This is a genomic window from Spirulina sp. LEGE 11439, assembly GCF_059821285.1.
Map to the genome: position 1 here is coordinate 1 of NZ_JCAMRX010000086.1, position 16,925 is coordinate 16,925.

The following is a 16,925-nucleotide window of genomic DNA, read 5'->3' on the forward strand; positions in this document are numbered from 1 at the left end:
GATTAAGACCTGTAAGCTAGACTGGCCAAATGTTTTAATACTGGAGAGGTCTATTAGGAACATTTCCAGAACCCCGATCGCCGCCTCCAATCCTCACATTTCCTCCTCCTTCAGTTCCAGAAACATCAACCTCAGCCCCAATCAAAGCCACCACTTCTCCCAAAACATCCACATTTCCCCCGGTATTTCCCACCGTCTCCAACTCCCCTGCAACGATCGCGCTCCCTTCCGCGATCGGTACAGAAGTATCTCCCACACCCACGCGATCGCCATCAACCTGCAATCCCGTTTCGACCCCCGATCCCGTAATCAAAGCGGGAATATCCGTCACTTCCACAGGTAAAAGATTGCCTTGCTCATCTCGGGGAGGTTCGATTTCAAACCCCAAAACATTACCCGATCGCGAGATTCTCAATCGCCCCGTTTCCGGCATCGCTACAATACTTACATTCCCCTCCGGAGCGCTCAAACTCCCTGTATTGATGACGCTTCCTGCAATCAAAGCAAGATTTTGCCCTTCACCGACCGCCAAATCTCCCGCATTAATAATCGTTCCCGATCGCTCTGCCAAATCGAACTCAACAGGAGTCCCCACTAAATCCCGATAATCATTGTCTCCCAACGCATCGAACCATAACCCATTCCCAAATCCAATCCCCTGTGCTGTCGTTGCAAAAAAGTCCCCCGGTACATTTAAAGACGCATTCGAGCCAAAAACAAACCCCGAAGGATTCATCAGATACAAATTGGAATTTCCTCCCGTAACTTGAATCAACCCATCAATAACAGAAGGATTGCCCCCCGTTATTCGTCCTAAAATATTTTGAATTTGAGGATCGGAGAGAAACGTCGCAATTTGATTGGCATCCAAACCCAACTCGATAAAACTGTGAAACAGATTTGCGCCATCCCCCGATCGCGTACCCCCTTCGATAACAAACTCATTGCCATCGATATTTACAATCGTTCCCGTCCCATCCAATGCTGGAGTAATGGATTGAGTTAATCCCCTCTCTCCCAACAAAAAGAATAAAGTTGTTAAAGCGACCGTACCGTATTGATAGGCTGAATTTTTCATGGTTTTTGACCCTCCTTAATCAACATTAAGTTCGATAATTTGAATGTCTAACTCATTAACCCGATCGCGCCATCCCAAGCCCTCATAAATCTCCCTTGCTCTCGTTAATAAATCGACAGCCTCGGAACGATCCTGCATGGCAGCGCGAACTCGACCCAAACCCACATAAGCCAGCGCTTTCTCTTCCAAATTCTCCTCGCCAACCAAAGCGATCGCCCGCTTGTAATGCTCTTCAGCAGGCGGTGCAATTAATAACTGCTCCAAATATAAATCCCCGAGTAACAAATGCAAAGAAGCCGTTTCTTTGCCCATTTCCAGAACTTTTTCCAGCAGTAAAATTGCCTCGAAAATTAAATCGTATTCCAAATAAAACTGTACTGTTGCTAAAGCCTTCGCTTCTCCAGAAACAGCTTGTCCAACTAACGCTTCTCGTCGCGATCGCATTTCTCGTTCTTGCCTTTCATCTAACAACTGAAAATCCCTTCCACCCAACTTCGAGGGTTCGCCCCAAGAAGATACCCCCGTATCGGTTTCCACCACGAGCAAATAATTCCACCCCGGTTGCAACTGATGTTCGGGAGATTCAGGCATATAAACAAGGCGATCGCCCGTCGTTTCGATTGTTTGGGTCATTTCTTCCCCCGTTTCCGTCGATCCCGAAATCGTCACGAAATAGCGAGTTGCTCCCGATACTGCATTCCAACGCAATAAAGGTTGGGAATCGAGCAACCTCGTGCGTCGGGGACTAATCGCAAAAGGAATCGAGCGATCGCCCCATGCCAAAGTTTGACCGCGATCGGGACAATCTGCCAAATCGGGAGAACATTCGGAAGAGTTGCTCGCACCCTGACAGCGATTGGGTAAAGTTTCCCCAGAACTCACCGCTTGTACGCCAAAATCGGAACATAACACGAGCAATTGTCCCCCGTCTTCCACTTGCAAGCGATCGCTGGGATAGAGAGACATTCCCAACACTGCCGAAATGCTGCGATCGTGCCGTAAAATGGTCACATTCCCCGAACTTTCCCAAATTTTGCCATTGGCAATACTCCTAGCGCGAACGGGAAGCTCGAGGAATCCCCAAGCGACAAGCATTCCCAATAGCGATACTAAAGTTAGTCTCATTCTCCGATTGTGTTTCATTTTTGCGAGCCTCCTTTAAATAAACGTTGCGCGGCATCTTTGCGACACCGATTTTGTTCTGGAATGTTATATTTTGCAGATTCTTGTACAAATCGCCAATGTTCCCGAGCCTCTTCTTCCCGTCCCTCCTTCTCCAAAATGCGAGCATAAAGACAGCGTGCGTGAGGGCTGTCGGGTTCGAGGGCGATCGCTTCTTCAATATCTCTTTTTGCCTCCCAAGGTCTTTCCTGCTCCCACAACAACCAAGCTCTTACCCCCAAACAAGCCGCCCTCACCGCAGGATAAGACGAATCCAAACAGCGCTCCGTCGTTTTGAAAACGGCAGTGGGACTCTCAGACCTCAAGCGCATGAGAATGCGAGCGAGTTGTGCTGAACCTTCGTCCAGACCACGATCGCCTGCCCGTCGATACCCTTTCGCCGCACAATCAAGATTGTCCCAAGATTTCTCGCATAACCAAGCAAGATTATAATGAGGTTTGGGATTAAATGGATCGAGAAAACTCGAAAGATGATACAACACCTTCGCCTGTACGAGTCTCTCGGCACGATAATGTCTTACCCCCACTCGATTTGCCCAAACTGCGGCCCCATGTCCTCCTAATCCATAAAATCCCAATAGGCTTAACAAGGAGAACCCAATCAAACGAGAAGAAATTTGCCAACTCGGAGTTACTTTAGTACAACTAACAGAACGATCGCCTTGTAATTTGTGCCAAGAAAGTGGCTTGGTCGCAGGATGCTGGCAAATCACGGGAAGCCAACTCGCTCCGGGTAATTGTCCCTCCAAACCCTTAAGCTGCTCTCGTGCCTGTCTGACGGCTAAATGAAACGATACTCCTCGGGCAAACGCACTTAAAAAAGTTTGTAAAAACTTGTGAGCGATCGCATCGGGAACGGCTTCTCGCATTAAAATTACCGGAGGTAAGGGAATTTTGGCATTAGCCCAATCCCTCGCCAAACCCAACCCATCGCAACAGTTAAAAATCGCCAGTTGCAACCCTTGATGAATCGAACGAGCTAGCGCTTCTTGCAACTCTTCAATGGTTAAACTATTGTTTGTAAATTGAGAATTAATATAAATCTTTCCTCGCGTTGCATTCTTCTGACTTTTCCCATGTCCGGCAAAAAATAAAATATCCCAGTGTTGCTCCCACAATTGGGCGTTTAATTCCTCTCGTTTGGGTTCGACGAGAAACTTTAATTTGACACCGGGCAACCGTTCTAAGAGAGCGCGATCGCGTTGAATATCGATCCCCGTACTATCTCCCAAAATAACCAGAATATTAATCTTTTTATCTGCTTTTCGATCGCGATCGAAAATTGGGGCGGGATATTCTGGGGTACTGAGGACAATCTCGGCAGAGCGATAATCGTGCTTGCAAAAAGACCAAAGATTCCAAGGAATTCGCCAGACATCATCATTATCGCTTTCTAATACAATCCAAAATGCTTCTGTCGGATTCAGGCTGGTTCTCAGTCGTGCTTCAATCGGACGAAACCCATCGCAACTCAACCAGCGATTTAAACCCTCTTCTAATTGCTGACAAATCTCTTGAAATGCTGCCTCAGAAACATTCGTAATTCCAGCCGATTCAATTTCAATGGGAGAACGATAGCGATCGCAATAAAGCACGTCATAAACCAGTCGCCAGTTTGCATAAAATTGTTGGATTTCCGGCGCGGCAGGTAAACTTCCCACCACTTGCTCCTGTTGCCATAACGAATCCTCTTTTCCTATCCTTGCAAAAACAGACGGAAAACCTTCAGCAAAACTTCCTTTTCCCAAACTTAAAACGACTAATTCATTCATCAGTTCATGAGAGTGCGACTAAACGGTAAAATCTTCAGCGATCTGGACTTCACCTAAAGTAACTTGCACTTTGAAATCCGTTCCCGGTAATACTTTAAAAGGTTTGAGGAGAATGCACAAATCTTGTCCTCTCGACTCGGTACTTTGTAAAATGCTGTCACCCTCCTGCAACAACGCTAATTTGAGATTGGGGGGAAGATAGCGATCGCCATAATTCGGGCGCACTTGAACGAGAATTTTGATTCTCTCATCCTCCTGTTGGGTTAGCGCAACTAAAAGGACGATCTTGTGAGTCCCCAAACGAACCCCTAAATCGATTAACTTGGCTCGACTGACATCAGCTTCGGAAACCAACGCATTCTCTCTGCGGCGCATCGTTGACATATCGAGAGCGAGGGTTTCGGGTTCGTCCCCAGCTAACCGTTTCCACGCCTGTTGTCCGGCATTGGCGAGATTTTCCCACCAACGGGGGGATTGAGAAGAATTGTGATAATTCATGGGTACAATATCGGGTTCTATTTCGAGGAAAGATTCCAGTTCTTGCCAACCGGCTGTAAAAACATCAACAAACCACTGACTTAAATGAACTTTGGATTGAGCGAGAATGGCAAGATGTTCGAGCAATTCGGAGAGCGATCGCAAATCCTCCACGAATATTTCTCCCCTCCCAGCCGTCTTGGTAAAGCCCAATAATGTGGCTTCTTGGCGAGTTTCATCAATAGCGATCGCGACGTAACCTATGCGTTCGAGGTAAACTTCTGGGGGAATGGTGCAAAGGGGAATTTCTCGGGAAAGTTCCCCAGTCGGATCTAGTTTCACGGGCAAACATTCCAATCGTCCCACACCCACAACCATCAGATCGGCAACATCGGCACTCATTCGCAGGACGGGATTCCAGCTATCGCTTTGTTTTAAGTCGGTGGCGATCGCCATCAATTGTAAATAACTCTCCATTGCCAAGACTGCCAAAGTGTTGAGATAAACTCGTTCGGCTTTTTGAGGATTGGGTTGTTGGCGAGCAAATTCTCGAGCGATTTGCCAACTCGCTCTCGGAATGGGTAGGGGTAAGGAATTTTCTAGTAATGTTTCGAGACTCATCATCTTTGTGTTGCTCCCTTTCTATTAGATATATCCTTGAGATTCACCAAATTTTCGCAACAGGGGCTTACATTTTCGCTGGTAAAAATTGGCCAAGGTTGAATAAGAACAATTAAATTCAACTTCTAAGGTTTTCCAATCCGTTTCCGGAGGAAGGCGGCGCAAAATCAAAATTTGAGCGGTTAAATCGGGGCGATCGCGAATGTGAGTTTTCCGCAAGATTTCATCGGGATCGGTTTCCACCCAACGCAAAATTTCTTCCAATATTGGTGGAGTATCTGGGGGTGCTGGGATATTTTCGATTAAATCGAAGGAAGGCTCTCCATTGGGTTGAAAGGTGCGGGGTGTAATATGTCGCCGATCCTCATTTTGGGTTTTACGGCGATAATCCAGCAAGCGCCATTTGAGATGTGAGTTTAACCACGTCGTTACCAAAGCGCGATTGGGATCGTAAACGCTACAGAGCTTTTGGCTGAGAAACTGCCATGTGTCTTGCAGGGCATCTGCATAATAGCTCGTATTTTCTCGCCATAGTTTGCCAGAGCGAGCGATCGCGGCGATCAATCGTGTCAAGCCTTGCTGATATCGAGGACTGCCTTGGGGATGCCGACAAATTTGCGCGATAAGATCGGAGTAGGAAAAATCTTCGTTTTGCGGTTCGGTCATAGCAGCAATGCGATCGGGCTAGCGGGGCAAAGTCAAATCAGCTAGAAGTCCATTCTGATTCAAAAAAAGTATTGGGCTTCTGTGTTAACTATCGAAAAGATGAGAAAGTTTTTCGCAGGCTTTGGGAAAACTTTACATTTCGCCAAATAACCGACACCCACGATCGCATTGCCAATCCTTTGTCTTACTCCTTCACCACTCTCTTAATTTCTCCAACGAACTCGAATCATTATTGATCGTAAATTCAAAATCTTTAAATGCACGTAATGAGAAAAAAATCAATAAATAAAAGTAGTATTTTTTATGCGCTTTTCGAGATTTGATGCGATCGCGCTCGCACAAACTCGGTTTTCGACTTCGCTTGCACTAATCTAAAGTTCAGCAATTGCTGGTGAAGTTGAGTTCTCACAATCCTTAAATTCTCTCATACCCTCATCGAGGGAGAGAAATTCCCCTGATATTGTAGGCGCATCGTTCAATCGCACCGGCACGAGGAACTCGATTGTTAACCTCGACAATATCCATTTTTGCATCGAGATCGCATCCTTCGATATTGGTGCGATCGGCAATTTGGGATCTCAAATCTTGCTCTTGTTCCGTACTCAGGTTTCGGGAGTAATGAGCGAGCTGTTTCTCCTGATTTTTCAGTGCTTCTCGCAAAGTCCACTGAATTCCTGTGTTGATTTTCTTAACTTTGATTCCCATTTTTCTCTCCCTAGAATCAGCCCAATTGCTTGGGTTCGAGCAACCAGAGTTCTGGTTGTTTTGATGACCGTTGGCAAATAATGAGAAAATTATACTGAATTTTTTTATTCCTTCTGAAAATTGGTGGCCTTTACAGAAGCATAAACTTTTAAATCCGTGCAATAAGAGACTCTGGAACGAGACTATCTTCAATGGCAAGATCGGGGATTTCACGCGATCGCATATCCTCTTCCGTATCGATGGGAGGGGCAAGTATCCAATCCCTTTCTATGCCTGCTTCTGTCAAAGCGACGATCGCACTTCGATCCTCAATGGGAAACTGACCGATAAAGTAAGCATACAGGCTATTTCCTTGACCGGGATCGCCACTGACCCAATTCAATTCGCCTCGATATCCGGCTGTTTTGATTCGCTCTAACAATTCATAAGCGTGTAGGGGTGAAAGCGTGGAACTGACTGCGAGAACGTAATGCCCATTTTCGGGTTCTGGCAATTTGGGGATTTTCCAGCCTTCGTCGCGACTCCAAATCGTTTTTGACATTTTCTAGCTCCTCATTCTTCGTAAATGCAAATCCAGAAAGGTTTTCCCGTCCAATCCCGATCTTCTCGAATTTCGACGAGTTGCTTGCCGTACTTCCGAGCAATGCGCTCGCAGGCTTCGGGATTGTAAACGGCAACCTCTTTCCCCGGCAGCCAACCCCTCGGGTTTTCATCATCCACAATGGGAAATGCGATCACCGGAACTCGGAACGCACGCCCGGTATCTCGGCTAACCCAAGTATAGTACAAAACGCCTCCGACGAGAACTGCTCCAGCGAGAACGCATCCCGCTCCTGTCGAACAAAGTGCAGGGATGGCAATAGTAGCAGGGTTGGCACGAACGGGGCGAGGACAAAGAATAGCGATCGCGCTGACAAGAATCACCCAGCGTTTCCATCGGACCGATTTTCTGCCTTTCGTGCCAATAGATTTAAATCTTAGTTGCATATTAATTCTCCCGTACTGGGGAATATGGTTCAATCTCCGTTCTCTAAAAATTTGTCAAAATTTTCTCAGCTTTATCGTAACTTTTCTGCGGCGCTAGTGCAACAATAAAGCTGCATATTCGCTGCACAAATGCTGAGACAAACTGAACTCGATTGATATTAAGATGACAGGCGAACTCTTTTTAACGTCAGAAATGACCAAGCGAATTAGTGTTTCCCTACCAGACTTAACTCATGAAAAATTGCAGCGCTGGGCTGATATTGAAGGAACGAGTCTCAGCGACCATGCAGCATATTTATTGCGAAGGGCTGTTGAAATTGCCGAAAACGAAGGGAAACTCGACCAACCCACAATCGATGAAAAGCAAGAGTTCGAGTCACAAGGTTCGTAAGGCGATGGGAGCAACTGTTGAACTCAACCAGCGATCGCTCTTTTACGGCTTTAATAAAGCTCAAGCATTATTCGCTAGAAACCGATCGGAAGGAGAACGCAATTTCGCGATCGCCACAACAAAAAACTATACACCGATCGATATCCGTGAATACACACAATGAGAAAAAAGTCAATAGATCAATGTTGGATTTGTTTTGCGCTTTTCGAGATTTCATGTGATTTCGATCGCACAAACTCCGTTTTCGACTTCGCTAAACTCGGAAAATACAATTAAACTTCAACACCACCGACAAAGATTCTCTAAAAAAACCCAATGCTTGAAACTTTTCCTAACAAATTTTCTTCTCAGAGAGAATATTCAAATCTCAATTTCAACTTTCACCACCACTCCAGCAATCTCTATTGCTTGGCTAGTTCGGGAAGCGGCTGGTCGTCCCGCAAGCAATTAAAGCATTCTTCAGGAGTCATTCCATGTTTCTTCGCGAGATAGTCTAGGCGTTCTTCAAAAAGTTTCTGGTTGGTTGGGTCGCTGACGAACTTTTGAACTAACAAACCCAATTGTTCGCTGATACTGGCATTGCTGATTTTTGACATCACCTTAAAACGATCCCAGTCCCACTCTGCCACTGAAATCCTTCCTGAAGGTTGTTTTTTGCCAACTCTTATTTTTGCCATTTTACGAATTATTTGCAAACAGGCTGTCGCGTGTATGATGGTAGTATACAATATAAGCCTGAGAAAACAAAAAAACATAAAGCAAAAGAAGCTGTTGGTGTGGCTTGGCGGCTAAATCCAACAACTTCCTGAGTCTTTTATTTTTTGTAGCGTGTTGAAGCACGCTTCAGGCTTTGTAGCGGTTTACCGCTAACCCAATATTTGTTTTGTAGCAATTCGTAACAATTGCAATTTCTTGCAACTGTTATTTTTCCTATTGTCTTATTGTAGCAATGGTTTACCAAAAATCCAAGACTTTTCAAATCCGAGAATGGGTAGAATTCGATCGCAAGGGTCGCGCTCCTTGTCCCTGTTGCTCGAAAGGCCCGAAAGACAAGACTCTCAGCCTCGTCCCCAAAAGTCAGTACGGTTATAAATGTTTTCGAGGTTGTACCCCCGCCGAGATTCGAGAGGCATTAAATGCACCCCTACCGGGACAACCTTCACCCTCATTCAGTACCGACGATCGCTCTCAAAAACAGCAACCCCCTACCCCCCACAAAGACTATACCGTTGACGAAAAATTTGTCGCTTCGGCAACCGAGAGGCTGTTGCGAGATTCCTCTGCCGATGTAGTCGCCGCCCGAAAATGGTTGAGCGATCGCCATATTTCCAAAAGCGATATCGAACGCCTAAATATAGGACTGGGGAAACGGGTCGTCATTCCCGACGAAAATAAACCCCAAAATAAAGAAACTTACGGATCAATCTGTATCTTTATTGCCATTCCCCAACAGCCGGGGCGCTATTACGTCAAAAAGCGCGTCGCCCCTTGGCTGAAACCCGAACAAAGACCGGATTACCTCGGCAATTGGTCTCAATTCGGCGTTCCCGCTACCATTTGGTTTACCCATCTCCCCGAAAATGCCCGCGAGACTTGGTTTTGCGAGGGAGAATGGGATGCCATTCGCCTCGCCCAATTGGTACGAGAACAGCCCGAAGGAGAATCCTGCATTGCCGTTGCCTGCTCCACTGCCGGCTGCGGTAGCGTTCCTAAATGGGAAGAACTGCAACGACTGCCCGGAAATGTAACAATTTTTTACGATCGCAACGACACGCCTCGCAAGGACGGCACTCGCGCCGGAGAGGAAGGAGCCAAAAAACTCGCCTTTGCCCTCGAAGGTCGCGGGCGTATTGCTGATGTCCCCATGCGGTCAGATTGTACGGTGAAAGGTTGGGATGTCAGTAATGCGATCGATGCTGGCTACGGTTGGACGGACTTTCAACGCAGCGTCAAAGAAGCCAAATTTCCCATCGCCACGGAAGTACAGCGATCGCCAGCTTGTCCCGAAATCGATGTCAGAACCGTTCTCCTCGCCCTTCTCAATCGCAACCCACCTCCCGCCGTCCTTACCGAAAGCCTCAATCGCTTGAGTCAAGAGTCGGGTTGGAGCGTCCGGGAACTGCGCCAACTGGCAAGCGATTTGCAAACCGACTCGGATCGGGAAGTCGGGCGGGATGAATGTCACCAAGAATTAAAAACATTAGAAGGACACAAGCGGCACGCCCTCGATCTCCGAGATTACCTACCTTGGAAACTGGCAGAGCCGATGCAGCAAGTCGCCCGTTGGATGGGCATTCCTCCCTCAGCACTCCTCACCGTCTTGCTTCCCGCCGTCGCCTCCTGCCTGCACCCCGAAACCCGCGTCGTTATTAAAGAAGGCATTGATTTTGTCGAACCCGCCATCATTTATGCCGGCTTGGTTACGGAATCCGGACAGCGCAAATCCCCCACCCTAAAAGCGATTTTGCAACCCCTCAGAGAATTGCAGGCCGAAACCGACGCAGAGTACAAGCTGGCAAAAGCCGAATATGACGCGGCTTGGGAACAGTGGCAGGCGGCCAAAGATACCTATGGCTCTCGGGAGGAGTGGAAAGCTGCCGAACCCATCGAACCCGTGCAGAAAGAGTTTTACGTCAATAAAGCCACCAGCGAGGCGATCGATACGATTAAGAGCAAGCAACCGGATACGGCATTTTTGTGTATCAAAGATGAACTTTCGGGATTGTTCGGTTCCTATGGAGCCTATAAAAAAGGACGGGGGGAGGATCGAGAGTCCATCCTTTCGGGTTGGAATGGCACGGGAGTCAAGAAAAATCTCAAAAGTGGCGAACGCATTTCCACCCTCTACGAATCCATGAGCATCATTGGAGCCATTCAAGATTCCAAGTTGCAGAAGTTGATGGGGAATTTTGACGACGACCAAGGGGAGTGGGGGCGCTTTTTGTGGGTTCGCATTCCTTTGAAAGCCTTGAAATTGCCGGATACGGATTCGCCTTATCAGTTGAATAGTTTGAAAACGCTCTACGAGCAGGCGAGGGAAGTCGAACCCCAACGCTATCGCTTTACGGCAGAGGCTCAAAGCCTTTACGACCTTTACCACTGGAATCTCGAGCAACGACGAGTGGCCAACTCTCGGCAGGGAATGCGAGCGGCACTATCGAAGATGGAAGGCTATACGGCGCGACTGGCTTTGGTTTTGCACGTCATTGCGGATCTGGTGTCGGGACGCGATCGCCCCGATCCCTACATTCCCCGAGAGCGAGTTGAAGCGGCGATCGGTTTGGCGGAGTTTTACCTTTCTCAAACAACCCTGATTCATTCTGAAGGATCTGCCGCTTTGAATGAAGGAGGATTGCCCCACCGCTTGAGCGCAATTTTGGACAAGTTGAAACAATACGGCGAACTGACAGCACGTCGGTTGCAATCGTCGATTAGCTGGTTGCGAAAGGAGAAACCCGACGACCTGCGCCAGAATTTAATCGAGTTGGCTCGCATGGGTTTCGGGAGCTTAGTGGGCAAGGGCAATCGGTTGAAATTGGTGCTGAATGGGGAAACTGTCGATCGGCCAGTCGATCGCCGCGTCGATCGCCAAGAAAAGGCGAATCCCCCCAATATAGAGGCATTTGAGACTCCACCAAGGAACAGTGACGATCGTGTCGATCGCCTAGTATCTCTAGAGGAAAATTACCACGAATGGGAAATGGCAAGTTCGGAATTTGCGGATCGAGATGAATGGGAAACGACAAGTTCTGAGTTTGACCGTCAGTTTGACGAGGACGACGATTGGCCGATCTTAGACTGCGACCCGAGCGCGGAAAACGGTTACGGCTCGCCAGAAGCGACGCGATCGACAGAACAGCCGATCGACACATTGCCCTCAAACGCAAGCGAGATAACGCCTCCACTTGCTGACCCGCGATCGACACTACGATCGGCCAATGGGCAATTCGAGGGGATTTCAGAACTGGAAAAACCCTCTCAAACAACAAAACCAACGGCAGAAAACTCCGGAAATTATGGCAATTCAGATTTACCGAGTAGCGATCGCATTTCAGAACCAACAACCAATAACCAACAACCAATAACCAATAACCAATTCGATTTCACCAGCGCGATCGCCCAAATCAATCTCGAACTCCGGCGCTTGGGATGGACGATAGAGCGATTGCGAGAACACCTGCGATCGACCTATGGCAAGGATAAGCGACAGCAATTGAGCGATCGCGAACTTCTCGACCTGACGCACTGGCTGCGACGGCAATCCCCACAACCGATATAGGACAAGCATCGAAGGCATTGCAGTTGAATTTGGCAAAAATCGATGAGCGATCGCATTCCCATACCGGGACGGGGAACAACGGGAATTGCTCCCGAAGCCGTCGGTCGGGCAACGGCTTGGATCGACCCGCGTTCTTTGCGTCCCCATCCTCGCAATCACTTGATTTACGGGGAAGACGAGGATATTGAAGAGTTAGTCGAACTGATTGAAAAAACCAATTGGATCAAACCTTTAGTCGTTACCCCTAACGATGTCATCATTAGCGGCCACCGACGTTGGAAAGCCGTCCTGCAATTGGGGATCGACCGAGTTCCTATTGAAATTCAAGCCTTTGAAGACCCGACGGCAGAACTCGAAGCCCTGTTGTTGGAAAATGCTTCACGGATTAAGACCCCAGAGCAAAAGGCACGCGAAGCAAGGGTTTGGCAAGAAATTGAGGGGGAAAAAGCTAAGGTCAGGCAACTGGCCGGATTGAAGCAGGGAAAATCTGCCCCCGTTGTGGAAAATTTTCCACAACGGGAAATCGGCAAAACTCGCGATCGCCTAGCCAAGCGAGTGGGGTTTGGAAGCGGTCGCACTTATGAGAAGGCCGAGAAGGTGGTGGTACAAATCGATAAGGTACGGGAGGAAGGCCGAGAGGAGGAGGCAAGGGCATTGCGTCAAGTTCTGAACGGGCAAAGCGTGGATGCGGCTTACAAGTTATTGAAAGTGACGACACAAGAGCGAGAAAATCTCCTCGATTTAATCGCTCGGGGTCAGGCCAAAACGACTCAACAGGCACGTCGGATGCTGTCGCGGAGTCAGAGGGAAGGCGAACGGGGAATCGTGACGCTGCAAGGGTTTTCCGTTGGCGATCGCGTGGAGGTCAACGAAAAGGCGAGTTCGCATGGGGGAGAAATGGGAGAAGTTGTGGAAATTTTGCACGCTTCTTATCAAATTTCGGTTATGTTGGAAAACCGTAGCGATCGCGTTTTGTTCTGTCCGTCTGAGTTAATGTTGGTGCAAAAAGCTATTGTTCAGTCTCCCTATCAAATTGGAGATGTGGTCATTATCGATTTTCAAGAATCGGCTTCGGTGGAAGGCAGCGATCGCTGTTGGCACGGGTATTGGGGGGTAGTGCGATCGGTTTCCGAGGTGGGTGTGGTTGAGGTTGATGTAGGAAAACGTCAGTTGTCGGTTTTTCCTTACGATTTGAAGTCGGTTTACACTTCGGCTTCGCTCAGTGCAAACATCGAGCCAAGTCGAGATGTTGAGTCTTCGATATCGCATTTAAAAGAGATTACCGAACAAATTTTGAAGCTGCGAGGGGAAGACTTAGACGATTTGGAGACAAATATGTTGAATTTCTTGCAACGGCGGGTTGAGTTTACGGAGCGACAGTTACAACATTTAGAATATTTGCTATCGCTTTATTTTTAAAAATGGTTGGAAGAATTTTCAATCAATGGTATAATTGCATTAAGGTCTCTTGACTAGAGAATTGCCATGAATTTTGCAGAACTTAAAGCAGAAACTTACCACGAATGGAAATGTCTCAGTTCCTATAAAGGTGCTGTTGTACAACCAGAAAACTTTAAGAGTGAGGTAAGGACATTTGGCGACTTACGCTGCAAGGAAACGTGGAAAAAGGCATATTGTACATTTTGTGCTAAAAATATCCGTTCGTCTTGTTTGGATGCCTACAATCTCATTTTGTATCAATTCAATCCATCGCCAGATGATTGGGATTACGAATTGCGCTATCGCATTTTTGAAGAATTCTTGACCTTTTCTAATGGTCTGGATTTAATCAAGCTCGGCTTGGAACAATTATTTTCATCGGATTTTACGCCACAGGAGCGAGAAGAAGCACATGGGTTTTTTAAGTTGGTTCAAGCAGAATCCTCAAGAAGAGGAGAGTTCGGGGAGTCAACTCGATCTCTTCGGGAATTCGCAAAACTTGCCGGAGCGTCGGCGGGTTGATGGTGCGACAGTCAATAAAAATTTCAATCGCACGATTAAGGAAAAAGGCGGAACGGGTAACGTCCATCGCGATTCTACCGAAGCTCTGACGGAAGAGGTGATAGGTTGTGGAACAGAGGCTCTTTACGAACAAACGGAAGCGAAAAGCGGCGATCGCTCGACTTTGCCCGAACGCGCTCAAGAAGCCTTGATGACGGGGGAGATTGTGGCTTCTCACGACCTGAAAGATAAGGATATTTCGGGGACGCGATCGCAGAAAAACGAGCAGATTGTCGATAGTGTCAGAGATTCGGGGCGAAAGGTGAGGAAGTGGTTTCCTTGGTAGAGTTGGCTCTTCAGGAATTTATGAGGCTTCCCCAAATATTTTTACTGCAATACAGTAAAAGGTAAAGAGACAAGTTTTACCCCTGTTGGGGAAAACCTTGGACAGTTTAGACATAAATATGTTAAGTTTTCTGTAATGATATATTGCATTATAAACAGGTGTTTACAGTAAAGATAACAATTCTCCTAATTTTTATCTGGATTGAAATAACTGTTTTAAGTCTATCAATTAGATCATTTTTTCGAGGATATAAAATGTCAAATTTCAATCAATCAATCGGCATTACTGAATTAATAGATAAAGTTAAACAAGAACTCTTAGCAACTGTTCCTAGTACTATTCCTAGTAAAGATGAAAAAGATATTCCATTTCTTTTCGTAGATTCTATTGAGTTAGAACTTCAAGTTGTGGTGTCTCGTGAGGGTGAGGGTGGTATTAAAATTGACGTACTTTCCATCGGTGGTGGAGAGATTGGTGGTAAGGTCAGTCAACAGCACATTCAGACTGTCAAAGTTACTTTATCATCTATTTTTGACAAACAACAACTTATTAACTTCTACAAAGCAGCACATCCGGACAAAATATTCACAGCTTTGCAACAAAATGCAGAAGCAGTATTGAAAGGAAATGAAGAGGGTAGTGCTGAAGATACTGTAATCTGATGAAATCGGAGTAAAATTCTTTAATATCTAATAGGTGAGTGATGGAATTTTTAAGTCTGAGACTATCGGTTACTGACCAGCAGGATAAGGGACATTTTACTGTTTCTGCTCGTAGTCGTTTTGGTGAGTCTAAGTCTCAAACATCAACTCTTCCTTTTTATGAAGATGCACGACATTGGCGTACATCTCTTATCAAAGTTTTAGGAGCTATTAAGTATAATTCCAAAGATTTTCCTGATGAAAAGGAGCGAGAGTGGTTAGTTACCACGGGGCTTTTAGATAAAAAACGTCAAAATTTTTCATCTGAAATGCTTAAGGTAATTGGGAAGGAAATCTACAATTCATTATTTCCTGAAGATGAGGTGCGTCAATCGCTTCAGACCATCCGGGCAAATGCTGTGAAACACAGTCAGTCACTTCATATTCAATTGGAGTTTAGCAAAGAGATTCCTCCAGAAAATCGTATCCCCGATTATTTGTGGGAATTAGCACATGATGGGGATCGCTTTTTGGTTCATAGCGGCGTTACATTCTCGCGCTATATAACTTTTTTGGATTCTCCTCCTAGATTGACACCTGTTGAGCAAATTCGGGTTTTACTTGTTTCATCATCAGCCAGTGATTCCAAGATTGGCCTTCCTCCCCTCGATGACCGAGAACATCAAGCCGTCCTATCTGGATTGAAAACTGCTCGAGAAAAATCGCGCATCCAAGTTATTGACCTCAAACAAGAGCAAGGAACTGCTACCTTTAAGGCTTTGGGGGATTATTTGATTGAAAACTCAGGCGCTAAAGCTCCCCATATCATTCATTTTGATGGACATGGTTTTTTTGGGAAACGATGTGATCGCTGCCATACAATTCACCAAAATTTGACGGCACAATCTTGCAAGAATTGCAACTCACCTTTGCCTGAATCTCCGCAAGGTTATCTATTATTTGAATCAGAGGAATCGGGACAACAAGCAGACTATGTAAGTGCTGAAGAAATAGGACAACTCCCATCTTTTGGACTCGATCGACCGCAAGAAGATCGGATTCGTCTTGTGGTAGTAAGTGCTTGTAAGGCTGGGATGGCATTAGGAAGTGAATCTATTTTTAATGGTGTGGCTCAAGGATTGATAAAAAGTGGTATTCCGGCTGTGGTAGCAATGCAATACAATGTCACTGCTAAAGCAGCACAAAATTTCTCAGAGAGATTCTATCGATCGCTCGGTAGCGAAAGGCAGTTAGTCAAAGCGCTTCAGGAGGGACAGAGCGCAATGAGAGAGTGGAATCAATGGTATCGACCCATACTCTATTTGCGCTGGCCGGAAAATAAGGGAGGGCAATTATTTGCCAACGTTCCAATACGAACTCTAAAGGTAATCAAATCTAGAGTTCCCAGATGGCTTGTAGCTCGCCATTCTATCGCAATTTTAACAGGAGTTGGAATATCTCTATTATGTATATTAGTGCGTATTTTTGGGATATTTCAAGCAGGAGAATTATCTTTTTACGATCGCTTGCTACGAATGCGCCCTAGAGAATTACCCGATAATCGTCTGACTATTATTGCAGCAAATAAAAAAGATCTGGACACACAACGCAAAAACAATGAGATCGAAGGAGACTCGGCACTGTCAGATCGGGGTCTGCATGAAGTATTAGAGCTTCTTGCTCGAGAAGAATTCAAACCCGCAATCGTTGCTCTCGATCTCTATCAGGATACTCGAGAGACTCCAAAAGATTCAGATACTTCACAAGATTTAGATACTCCAGAATATGGGTCTACCGAAGTTGTTGTGCTAAAAAGAGATAAATAGTACAGTAAAAATG

The 16,925-nt window shown here is 46.3% G+C and carries 17 protein-coding genes; 8 read left to right on the top strand and 9 right to left on the bottom strand.

The genetic code is table 11. From position 1 onward, the window contains the following. Positions 1 to 34 precede the first annotated feature (34 nt). The 8 genes from AC6RV6_RS28880 to AC6RV6_RS28915 all read right to left on the bottom strand — a co-directional run bounded on the left by AC6RV6_RS28880 (position 35) and on the right by AC6RV6_RS28915 (position 7,488). Complete coding sequence (locus AC6RV6_RS28880) at positions 35 to 1,078, bottom strand: filamentous hemagglutinin N-terminal domain-containing protein (RefSeq protein ID WP_500244332.1); 1,044 nt, start codon at positions 1,076 to 1,078, stop codon at positions 35 to 37. Positions 1,079 to 1,093: 15 nt separating this feature from the next. Next, the gene (locus AC6RV6_RS28885; protein ID WP_500244333.1) at positions 1,094 to 2,221 is read right to left on the bottom strand and encodes a tetratricopeptide repeat protein; all 1,128 of its coding nucleotides are present in this window, start codon (positions 2,219 to 2,221) and stop codon (positions 1,094 to 1,096) included. Continuing rightward, on the bottom strand, positions 2,218 to 4,032 hold the full coding sequence (locus AC6RV6_RS28890) for a CHAT domain-containing tetratricopeptide repeat protein (protein WP_500244334.1): 1,815 nt from the start codon (positions 4,030 to 4,032) through the stop codon (positions 2,218 to 2,220). Before AC6RV6_RS28890 ends, AC6RV6_RS28885 begins: the two co-directional genes overlap by 4 nt. Positions 4,033 to 4,050: 18 nt before the next feature. Then, complete coding sequence (locus tag AC6RV6_RS28895) at positions 4,051 to 5,133, bottom strand: DUF1822 family protein (protein WP_500244335.1); 1,083 nt, start codon at positions 5,131 to 5,133, stop codon at positions 4,051 to 4,053. Between the two features lie 21 nt (positions 5,134 to 5,154). Further along, on the bottom strand, positions 5,155 to 5,796 hold the full coding sequence (locus AC6RV6_RS28900) for a sigma-70 family RNA polymerase sigma factor (protein ID WP_500244336.1): 642 nt from the start codon (positions 5,794 to 5,796) through the stop codon (positions 5,155 to 5,157). A gap of 432 nt (positions 5,797 to 6,228) precedes the next feature. Further along, positions 6,229 to 6,501 (bottom strand): hypothetical protein, encoded by a 273-nt coding sequence (locus AC6RV6_RS28905; RefSeq protein WP_500244337.1) that lies wholly within the window; start codon positions 6,499 to 6,501, stop codon positions 6,229 to 6,231. A 148-nt stretch (positions 6,502 to 6,649) separates the two neighbouring features. Then, positions 6,650 to 7,042 carry a hypothetical protein gene (locus AC6RV6_RS28910; RefSeq protein ID WP_500244338.1) on the bottom strand — a complete coding sequence of 131 codons (393 nt, stop codon included), beginning with the start codon at positions 7,040 to 7,042 and terminating at the stop codon, positions 6,650 to 6,652. An 11-nt stretch (positions 7,043 to 7,053) separates the two neighbouring features. After that, the gene (locus AC6RV6_RS28915) at positions 7,054 to 7,488 is read right to left on the bottom strand and encodes a hypothetical protein (RefSeq protein ID WP_500244339.1); all 435 of its coding nucleotides are present in this window, start codon (positions 7,486 to 7,488) and stop codon (positions 7,054 to 7,056) included. Positions 7,489 to 7,651: 163 nt separating this feature from the next. Between AC6RV6_RS28915 and AC6RV6_RS28920 the strand changes: the two genes are divergently transcribed. Together AC6RV6_RS28920 and AC6RV6_RS28925 are read left to right on the top strand one after the other, a co-directional pair. After that, a complete protein-coding gene (locus AC6RV6_RS28920; protein ID WP_500244340.1) occupies positions 7,652 to 7,879 on the top strand; it encodes a ribbon-helix-helix domain-containing protein in 228 nt (75 codons plus the stop codon). A 4-nt stretch (positions 7,880 to 7,883) separates the two neighbouring features. After that, positions 7,884 to 8,042, top strand: coding sequence for a hypothetical protein (locus tag AC6RV6_RS28925; protein ID WP_500244341.1), 159 nt, complete (start codon positions 7,884 to 7,886; stop codon positions 8,040 to 8,042). 238 nt (positions 8,043 to 8,280) lie between these two features. On the opposite strand, the gene AC6RV6_RS28930 is transcribed toward AC6RV6_RS28925, so the two are convergent. Further along, a complete protein-coding gene (locus AC6RV6_RS28930) occupies positions 8,281 to 8,508 on the bottom strand; it encodes a hypothetical protein (protein ID WP_500244342.1) in 228 nt (75 codons plus the stop codon). A 320-nt stretch (positions 8,509 to 8,828) separates the two neighbouring features. On the opposite strand from AC6RV6_RS28930, the gene AC6RV6_RS28935 reads away from it, so the two are divergent. From AC6RV6_RS28935 to AC6RV6_RS28960, 6 genes are all read left to right on the top strand, one after another. Beyond that, on the top strand, positions 8,829 to 12,158 hold the full coding sequence (locus tag AC6RV6_RS28935) for a DUF3987 domain-containing protein (RefSeq protein ID WP_500244343.1): 3,330 nt from the start codon (positions 8,829 to 8,831) through the stop codon (positions 12,156 to 12,158). Between the two features lie 42 nt (positions 12,159 to 12,200). Beyond that, positions 12,201 to 13,577 carry a ParB/RepB/Spo0J family partition protein gene (locus AC6RV6_RS28940; RefSeq protein ID WP_500244344.1) on the top strand — a complete coding sequence of 459 codons (1,377 nt, stop codon included), beginning with the start codon at positions 12,201 to 12,203 and terminating at the stop codon, positions 13,575 to 13,577. 66 nt (positions 13,578 to 13,643) lie between these two features. Next, positions 13,644 to 14,120, top strand: coding sequence for a hypothetical protein (locus AC6RV6_RS28945; protein ID WP_500244345.1), 477 nt, complete (start codon positions 13,644 to 13,646; stop codon positions 14,118 to 14,120). Continuing rightward, positions 14,098 to 14,445, top strand: coding sequence for a hypothetical protein (locus tag AC6RV6_RS28950; protein ID WP_500244346.1), 348 nt, complete (start codon positions 14,098 to 14,100; stop codon positions 14,443 to 14,445). Before AC6RV6_RS28945 ends, AC6RV6_RS28950 begins: the two co-directional genes overlap by 23 nt. Before the next feature lie 254 nt (positions 14,446 to 14,699). Then, the gene (locus AC6RV6_RS28955; protein ID WP_500244347.1) at positions 14,700 to 15,107 is read left to right on the top strand and encodes a trypco2 family protein; all 408 of its coding nucleotides are present in this window, start codon (positions 14,700 to 14,702) and stop codon (positions 15,105 to 15,107) included. 41 nt (positions 15,108 to 15,148) lie between these two features. Continuing rightward, positions 15,149 to 16,912, top strand: a complete 1,764-nt coding sequence (locus AC6RV6_RS28960) for a CHAT domain-containing protein (protein WP_500244348.1) — start codon at positions 15,149 to 15,151, stop codon at positions 16,910 to 16,912. Positions 16,913 to 16,925 lie beyond the last annotated feature (13 nt).